Origin of the sequence: Amycolatopsis sp. NPDC004079, from assembly GCF_040610415.1 — a bacterium.
Lineage (GTDB): Bacteria > Actinomycetota > Actinomycetes > Mycobacteriales > Pseudonocardiaceae > Amycolatopsis > Amycolatopsis halotolerans.
Genome location: NZ_JBEXMH010000028.1, coordinates 104,659 through 111,589, shown reverse-complemented (window position 1 = coordinate 111,589; position 6,931 = coordinate 104,659). Strand labels below are relative to the sequence as shown.

Here is a 6,931-nt window from a genome sequence, read left to right as displayed (position 1 = left end):
CCCGCACCCGCAACCCATGCCAAACCGGCGGAGGGCGGGTGCTTGTCAAGGCATCTTTCCCGCCTTGACAAGCACCCGCCGTCCGTCGTCATAATCAGCTTCGGGGTGCCCCACGCAACCGTGGCCGCAATGTCGCCGCCAGGCGACGAGCCGCTTAAGAACCCAACCCGTGCCGCTCCCGAACCAACTCCACAATCCCAGCCATAATGTCAGTCAGCTCATAATCCTTAGGCGTAAACACCCGAGCAATCCCCCGCTCAGTCAACAAAGCAGCGTCATCAGGCGGAATAATCCCACCCACGATCACCGGAATATCCCCAGCCCCAGCCGCCCGCAGCCCGTCAACCACCAACGGCACGACCTCGAGGTGAGAGCCGGACAGGACCGAAAGCCCGACCACGTGCACACCTTCCTGCACAGCAGCCGCGACAATCTGATCCGGAGTCAACCGAATCCCCTGGTAGATAACCTCAAACCCCACATCCCGAGCCCGAACAGCAACCTGCTCAGCCCCATTGGAATGCCCATCCAACCCAGGCTTCCCCACAAGAATCCGCAGCCGCTCGCCCATCTCGGATTCTGTACGACGAACCAGTTCACGGACCCGCTCCAACTCCGGATCCCCCTGCCCAACAGCTGAAGCAGCAGAAACCCCAGTAGGCGCCCGATACTCCCCGAACACCTCCCGCAGAGCCCCAGCCCACTCCCCAGTAGTCACCCCAGCCCGAGCACAATCCACAGTGGCTTCAAACAAATTGTCCGAGGTAGCAGCTTTGGACTTCAACGCAGCAAGAGAAGCAGCAACAGCAGCGTTATCCCGCTCCTCCCGCCACTTCTCCACCGCAGCAACCGCAGCCTTCTCCACCGCGGGATCAATAGTCTCGATCGCCTGAGCCCCCTCCGCCTGCAACGGCGACGGCTCAGTCGTCTCGAACTTATTCACCCCGACAAGAACCCGCTCCCCGCTTTCCATCCCTCGCCGATATTCGGCAAGAGACGAAACGAGCTGCGACTTCATATACCCACTCTCGACCGCAGCCACCGCACCGCCGAGATCCTGCACCCGGGCGATCTCCTCCCGGGCCCCAGCCACGATCTCGTCCACTTTGGACTCAACAACCCGCGACCCGTCGAAAATGTCCTCGTACTCCAGCAGATCCGTCTCGAACGCGAGCACCTGCTGCATCCGCAACGCCCACTGCTGATCCCACGGCCGCGGCAACCCCAGCGCCTCATTCCAAGCAGGCAGCTGAATCGCCCGGGCCCGCGAACCCCGCGACAACGACACCGCCAGCATCTCCAGCACGATCCGCTGGACGTTGTTCTCCGGCTGCGCCTCAGTCAGCCCGAGCGAGTTCACCTGCACGCCGTACCGCAACCGCCGTGCTTTCGGGTTCTCGACGCCGTAGCGCTCGCGCGTCAGCTCGTCCCACAACTGCGTGAACGCGCGCATCTTGCACATCTCTTCGACGAACCGGACGCCCGCGTTGACGAAGAACGAGATCCGCGCGACGACCTTTTCCATGTCGGCCTGGTCGACCTGGCCGGAGTCGCGCACCGCGTCCAGCACGGCGATCGCGGTGCACAGCGCGTAGGCGACCTCCTGCGTCGGCGTCGCGCCCGCTTCCTGCAGGTGGTAGCTGCAGATGTTGATCGGGTTCCACTTCGGCACGTGGTGCACGGTCCACGCGATCATGTCGGTGATCAGCCGGAGACTCGGCCCGGGCGGGAAAATGTAGGTGCCGCGGGACAGGTACTCCTTGATGATGTCGTTCTGCGTGGTGCCGGTGAGCTTGGCCAGCACCTCGTCGACGTCGCGGCCCTCTGCTTCGGCCTGTTCGCGGGCCACCGAAACGTACAGCGCGAGCAGCCACATCGCGGGCGCGTTGATGGTCATCGAGGTGTTCGCCTCGGCCAGCGGGATGCCGTCGAACAGCTGCCGCATGTCGCCGATGTGCGACACCGGGACGCCGACCTTGCCGACCTCGCCGCGTGCGAGCACGTGGTCCGGGTCGTAGCCGGTCTGCGTCGGAAGATCGAAAGCGACCGACAGTCCGGTCTGCCCCTTGGCGAGGTTCCGCCGGTACAGCTCGTTCGACGCGGCGGCGGACGAATGACCCGCATAGGTGCGCATCACCCAGGGCCGGTCGCGCTCGTGGTCGGTGGGGTACGGCACGGTGCACCTCTCTTCGCCGAGACGACCGCCCGAGTGTACCCGCCGGTAACTTAATCGGCGGAGTGGAATCGGCCACGCCCGGGTGACGCGCCGGGCCGGACGACCACTACCCCGCGGTCAAGGTCGACGGTACCCAGCGGCGGCGCTCCCTGCGCTTCCTCCTCGAGGGTCATCTCGACCGAATCGCGGTGTTCGAGCTCGTTGCGCTTGGTGCCGTAGAGGAACGCGGTGACCTCGTCGAGGTACGTCGAGGACAGCCGCGCCTTGAGCCGGGACGGCTTCTTCTTCCGCCGCAGTTCCCAGCCGCCGACGATCAACAGCACGATGGTGGCGACCGGCAGCGAGAGACCCAGCAAGGTCAGCAGCATGATTACCCAACGGCCGGGGCGCGCGGAGCGTTCCGGGCGATCAGCCCGGCGACCTGGGCGGCGTCCGGGACGGCCATCAGCTCCGGCAGGATCGGATACCAGGCGGGCCGGGAGCGGAAACCCTGGTCGCGCAGCCACTCGGAGGCGGTGGGATGAAAGTCGATCGTCCCGGTGCCGTCGCCGTGGTCGCGTACTCGCGGCGGCCGGAGGTCGGCGAGCCGGATCCAGCGGAACTCGATGCCGGGCGGCGATTCCGACACGAAGATCAGCCTGCGGTCGGTGACCAGGTAGGTCGTCACGGCGATGAAGGCGCGACGCTCGCGGTTGCGCTCGTGCCCGGTTGCGACGGCCAGGACTAACACGACGACCCAGCCGATCATGACCCAGTAATTCAGGCTCAGAATCGTGGTCAGCCCCGCGGCGAAGAAGATCAGGATCCCCACCGTGAGGTAGTAGTGATAGTCGCGGTAGCGCCGCAGGTAGCGCTGCGGCCGCCCGGACCAGAGCAGTTGTTCCCCTTCGACCAGCGGATACATAGCGCCCTCCTCGCTCCCGAAGAGTGCACGCCGTCCCGTTCGCCCGGGTTGCCCGATCGGCCGGAGTTAACCGGCGTCGCGGAGACCCGGCACGTCCTACCCAGCGGCCGGGGTGCGCGGAGCGTTCCGGGCGATCAACTCGGCGACGTGCTCCGGATCCTCGATCGCGACCAGTTCGGGCACCATCGTCGTGAGCAACGACCGCGCCTGGAACTTCTGGGCGCGCAGCCGCACCCGCACAGGTGCCCCGAAGCCGACCGTGCCGGTGCCGTCACCGTGGTCGCGTACCCGCGGGGCGGCCAGGTCGGGAAGCCACACCCAGCGGAACTCGATGCCGCCCGGACGGTCGGCGACGAAGACGATCCGGCGGTCCGTCACCAGGTAGGTCAGCACCCCGAACAGCACCCTCCGCTGCCGGTTCTGTTCGGCGATCAGCGCGATCGCCAGGACGAAGAAGCTCGGCCACAAGCTGAACGTGACGGGATCGACGTCGAACATCACGATGCCGACGATGCCGGTCGCGACGATCGTTCCGAAGCCCACCGCCACTCCGACGTAATTGTGGTAGTCCGCGTACCGACGCACGTAGCGCTGCGGCCGCCCGGACCAGAGCAGTTGTTCCCCTTCAGCCAGTGGATACACCGCGCCCTCCTCGCTCCCGAAGAGTGCACGCCGTCCGGTTCGCCCGGGTTGCCCGGCCGGGGTGAACCACTGTGACGGAAATCCGCGAGACGTCGGCCGATCCGGGATCTACCGTGGTCAGACGTGACGTGGAGCGGGTACGGCAGTTATCTGGTGATCGTGGTCCTCATCGTGCTCGCGCCGGGGCCGGACACGATGGTGATGCTGAAGAACGCACTGTCCGGCGGGGCGCGCGGCGGCTTGCTGGCCACCGCCGGCATCTTCGCCGGCAACGCGGTGCAGGGCACTGCCGCGGCCCTCGGGCTCGGCGTGGTCATCGCCCGCTCGCAGCCGGTGTTCCTCACGCTCAAGTGGCTCGGCGCGGCTTACCTCCTCTTCCTCGGCGTCCAGGCGCTGCGCGGCGCCTGGCGCGGCAACTACGACGCGGTCGCCGACACCCAGCGCAAGCGCACCAGCGGTTTCCGGCGGTGGCGCGAGGGATTCCTGTCGAACATCACGAACCCCAAGGTGCTGGTGCTGTACCTGTCGGTGCTGCCGCAGTTCCTCGACCCGGTGCGCACGACGACCTGGGACGCGCTGGTGCTCGCGTACACGGTCGCCGTGCTGGGCACGATCTGGTTGCTGGTCCTCCTGTTCTTCGTGCACCGCGTCCGCGCGTGGCTCAGCCGCCGCAAGGTCCGCCGCGCGCTGGACGGGGTGACCGGCACCGCGCTGGTCGGGTTCGGCGCGGCGCTGGCCCTCGAGTCCTGACCCCGGTTCAGCTCGGTTCAGAGAACGTCGTCCAGCCAGTCGTAGATGCGGCCGCTCGCGAGCCGCATCGCGCCCACGTGGCAGTGCGCGTCCGCGCCCTCCTCAGCGGTGAAGTTCAGCATCTTCTTTGGGCCGCTGATCCGGTCGTACAGCTGCTGCGGCTGACCGGTGAAGAACAAGTCCTCCGGAGCGTCGCAGATCAGCGCCGGACACGTGATGCGCTCGGCGACGCCGTCGTACAGGTGGTATTCGAGGTACTTCGCCAGGAACTCGCGATCGGTCGCGCCGCCCATCACGTAGCGGCCGTGGCTCAGGGCCCAGCGAACGGTCGGGCTCTGTTCCCGCGCGGCGGCTAGAAAGGCGTCCAATTCAGGATCCTCCGGCGCGTTCGCCCGGCGGACGAGCTCGTCGCGGTCCCACGGGAGCTGCTCCACGAAAACCGCACCAGCGTCGAAGAGGCCGTCCACCGCGACGACGGCCGACAGCCTCGGCTCGAAGGCGGCTGCGCGCGGTGCGAGCATCCCGCCGAGGCTCCAGCCGATCAGCGCGACCTTCTCCGGGATCACGTTCGGGAGAGCAAGGGCGTAGTCGAGCACCTGGCTGACGACGTGCTCCCAGTCCGGCCGGAACAGCAGCCCGTCGCGGTGCACGGCACTGGGCTGGCCGGGGCCGTCGAAGGTCAGCACGTGGTAGCCGCGTTCCTGGCCCGCCGTCGCGCCCATGAAGTGCAGGTCCTCGGCGCTGCCGTCGAAACCGTTGTGCACCACCAGGAGCGGCTTCGGGCCGTCGCCGGGAGCACGGTAGAAGTAGCCGCGCAGGACGTGGCCGTCGTAGGGGATTTCGATCCGTTCGACGTGGTCGATCGACTCCACAGCGAGCTGGAAACACTCGACGTTGCGCTCGTAGGCGTAGTTGATCCGCGGGTCTTCCGGGTTGCCGTGCAAGAAAAACTCGGCGCGGCGGTAGTACGTCGAGGCACGCAGGTACGCGTCGCGCGCGCTGACCGGGTGCATGGTGGCGGCTTCGGCGTAGAGCCGTTCGGCGGTGGCGAGCCACGCGTCGTGCCAGCTGTCGTAGTCACCGGACTTGATGTTCGACGCGGTCGCGACGACCTCGCCGAAATCCGCGCCTCCGTAGGCGATCTCGCCGAGGGCGATCAGGGTTTCGAACCAGAATTGCGGGTCGTCTTCGAACAGCAGGGGCTTCATCGGATCTCCTCTTTCGCGAAGGTGCGGAAGTCACGGGCGGGTCGTCCGGTGACTCGTTCGACGGTGTCGGTCACGCGGTCCTCGGCGCCGCCGCGGATCGCCTCGTCCAGCAAGGCGAGCATTTCGGCGTACGACTCGGGAAGGCCGTCGCGGACCAGGAATCGCTGGTACTCGTGGGTGGAAACCGGTGCGTGCACGACCGGATGGCCGAGCCGTTTCCCGACGATCCCGGCGGCCTCGTCGTAGCTGAGCGCACGCGGACCGGTGATGAGGTGGCCGGTGTTGTGCGGTTCGGGATCGAGCAGCGCGCGAACGGCGACCGCGGCGATGTCGCCCGCGTCCACGAACGCCACCCGGGCGTCGCCGGTCGCGGTCACGATCCGGCCCGCGCGGGCACTGTCGCCGACCAGGTTCCCGGCAGTGAAGTTCTGCATGAACCACGACGGCCGGAGCACCGCCCAGCCCGGCTGACGGCGGACCAGGCCGGGCAGCCCGCCCAGCACCGGGGTGTGTTCGTCCACAGCGGACGAACTGAGCAGGACCACCCGCGCGTCCGGCGCGTGCTTGAGGAACTCCTCGACGAGCGGCTGCGGATCGGCCGCGACCGGCGCGATCAGATAGACCGCCGAGACCCCGTCCAGCGCCGGGCCGTACGTCTCGGGATCCTCCCAGTCGAACCGGATTTGGCCTGGTTTAACGGGATTCCGCGTCGCCGCCCGAGCACGTACCCCGGCGGCTTCGAGACCGCGCACGACCCGGCTGCCGGTGGTGCCGGTCGAGCCGAGCACGAGGACGTCAGACACCCGGCACCCCGAGAACGTCGATCACCGCGAGCGGGCTGAAGTAGTCGCGATAGCGGCGGATCAGGCCGTCGCGGACGGTCAGCACCACGACGTAGCCAAGGCGGTACGGCTTCTGCGTGGCGACCGCGATGCCGGCCAGCTCGAACTCCGCGATCGAGACCTCCGGATCGGTCGTCTGGTGCACGCGCTTGGCGGCGACCTCGCGGACGTCGAACAGGTTCGGGTAATCGCGCAGGTACTCGGCCAGAGCGGCGCGGCCTTCGACGCGCTGGGGCTCGCTCGGCGCGGCGAACGGGAACTCGAGCACGGCGTCTTCGGCGAACAGCTGCACGAATCCGGCCATGTCGTGCTGGACCAGCAGGTCGAGCGCGTGATCGATGAGTGCCATCGGAACCCCTCCTCAGGAACGGACGAGACGGTGCCGTCTCGACGCCAACGTACACGGGAC

Annotated in this window: 8 protein-coding genes; 1 reads left to right on the top strand and 7 read right to left on the bottom strand. The window is 67.5% G+C overall.

What is annotated here, in order from left to right:
* Positions 1-154: 154 nt before the first annotated feature.
* From ABZX37_RS26845 to ABZX37_RS26830, 4 genes are all read right to left on the bottom strand, one after another.
* Positions 155-2,176, bottom strand: coding sequence for a protein meaA (locus ABZX37_RS26845; RefSeq protein ID WP_354743992.1), 2,022 nt, complete (start codon positions 2,174-2,176; stop codon positions 155-157).
* 50 nt (positions 2,177-2,226) lie between these two features.
* A complete protein-coding gene (locus ABZX37_RS26840; RefSeq protein ID WP_344271494.1) occupies positions 2,227-2,544 on the bottom strand; it encodes a DUF6191 domain-containing protein in 318 nt (105 codons plus the stop codon).
* 2 nt (positions 2,545-2,546) lie between these two features.
* Positions 2,547-3,080: a hypothetical protein gene (locus ABZX37_RS26835; RefSeq protein ID WP_354743990.1), complete on the bottom strand. Its 534-nt coding sequence runs from the start codon at positions 3,078-3,080 to the stop codon at positions 2,547-2,549.
* 96 nt (positions 3,081-3,176) lie between these two features.
* Complete coding sequence (locus ABZX37_RS26830) at positions 3,177-3,722, bottom strand: hypothetical protein (RefSeq protein WP_354743988.1); 546 nt, start codon at positions 3,720-3,722, stop codon at positions 3,177-3,179.
* Between the two features lie 123 nt (positions 3,723-3,845).
* Between ABZX37_RS26830 and ABZX37_RS26825 the strand changes: the two genes are divergently transcribed.
* A complete protein-coding gene (locus ABZX37_RS26825) occupies positions 3,846-4,472 on the top strand; it encodes a LysE family translocator (RefSeq protein ID WP_354743986.1) in 627 nt (208 codons plus the stop codon).
* A 17-nt stretch (positions 4,473-4,489) separates the two neighbouring features.
* Here ABZX37_RS26825 and ABZX37_RS26820 read toward each other — a convergent pair whose 3' ends face one another.
* Genes ABZX37_RS26820 through ABZX37_RS26810 form a run of 3 tightly spaced genes read right to left on the bottom strand, consistent with a single transcriptional unit; the run spans position 4,490 to position 6,871 of the window.
* Positions 4,490-5,680, bottom strand: coding sequence for an alpha/beta fold hydrolase (locus tag ABZX37_RS26820; protein ID WP_354743984.1), 1,191 nt, complete (start codon positions 5,678-5,680; stop codon positions 4,490-4,492).
* The gene (locus ABZX37_RS26815; RefSeq protein WP_354743982.1) at positions 5,677-6,483 is read right to left on the bottom strand and encodes an ergot alkaloid biosynthesis protein; all 807 of its coding nucleotides are present in this window, start codon (positions 6,481-6,483) and stop codon (positions 5,677-5,679) included. The genes ABZX37_RS26820 and ABZX37_RS26815 overlap by 4 nt, the downstream gene beginning before the upstream one ends.
* The gene (locus ABZX37_RS26810; RefSeq protein WP_354743980.1) at positions 6,476-6,871 is read right to left on the bottom strand and encodes a nuclear transport factor 2 family protein; all 396 of its coding nucleotides are present in this window, start codon (positions 6,869-6,871) and stop codon (positions 6,476-6,478) included. Before ABZX37_RS26810 ends, ABZX37_RS26815 begins: the two co-directional genes overlap by 8 nt.
* Positions 6,872-6,931 lie beyond the last annotated feature (60 nt).

Excerpts from the sequence above, each read along its gene's own strand:
- ABZX37_RS26820 (WP_354743984.1), bottom strand. The coding sequence starts at position 5,680 with ATGAAGCCCCTGCTGTTCGAAGACGACCCGCAATTCTGGTTCGAAACC.
- ABZX37_RS26840 (WP_344271494.1), bottom strand. The coding sequence starts at position 2,544 with ATGCTGCTGACCTTGCTGGGTCTCTCGCTGCCGGTCGCCACCATCGTG.
- ABZX37_RS26835 (WP_354743990.1), bottom strand. The coding sequence starts at position 3,080 with ATGTATCCGCTGGTCGAAGGGGAACAACTGCTCTGGTCCGGGCGGCCG.
- ABZX37_RS26810 (WP_354743980.1), bottom strand. The coding sequence starts at position 6,871 with ATGGCACTCATCGATCACGCGCTCGACCTGCTGGTCCAGCACGACATG.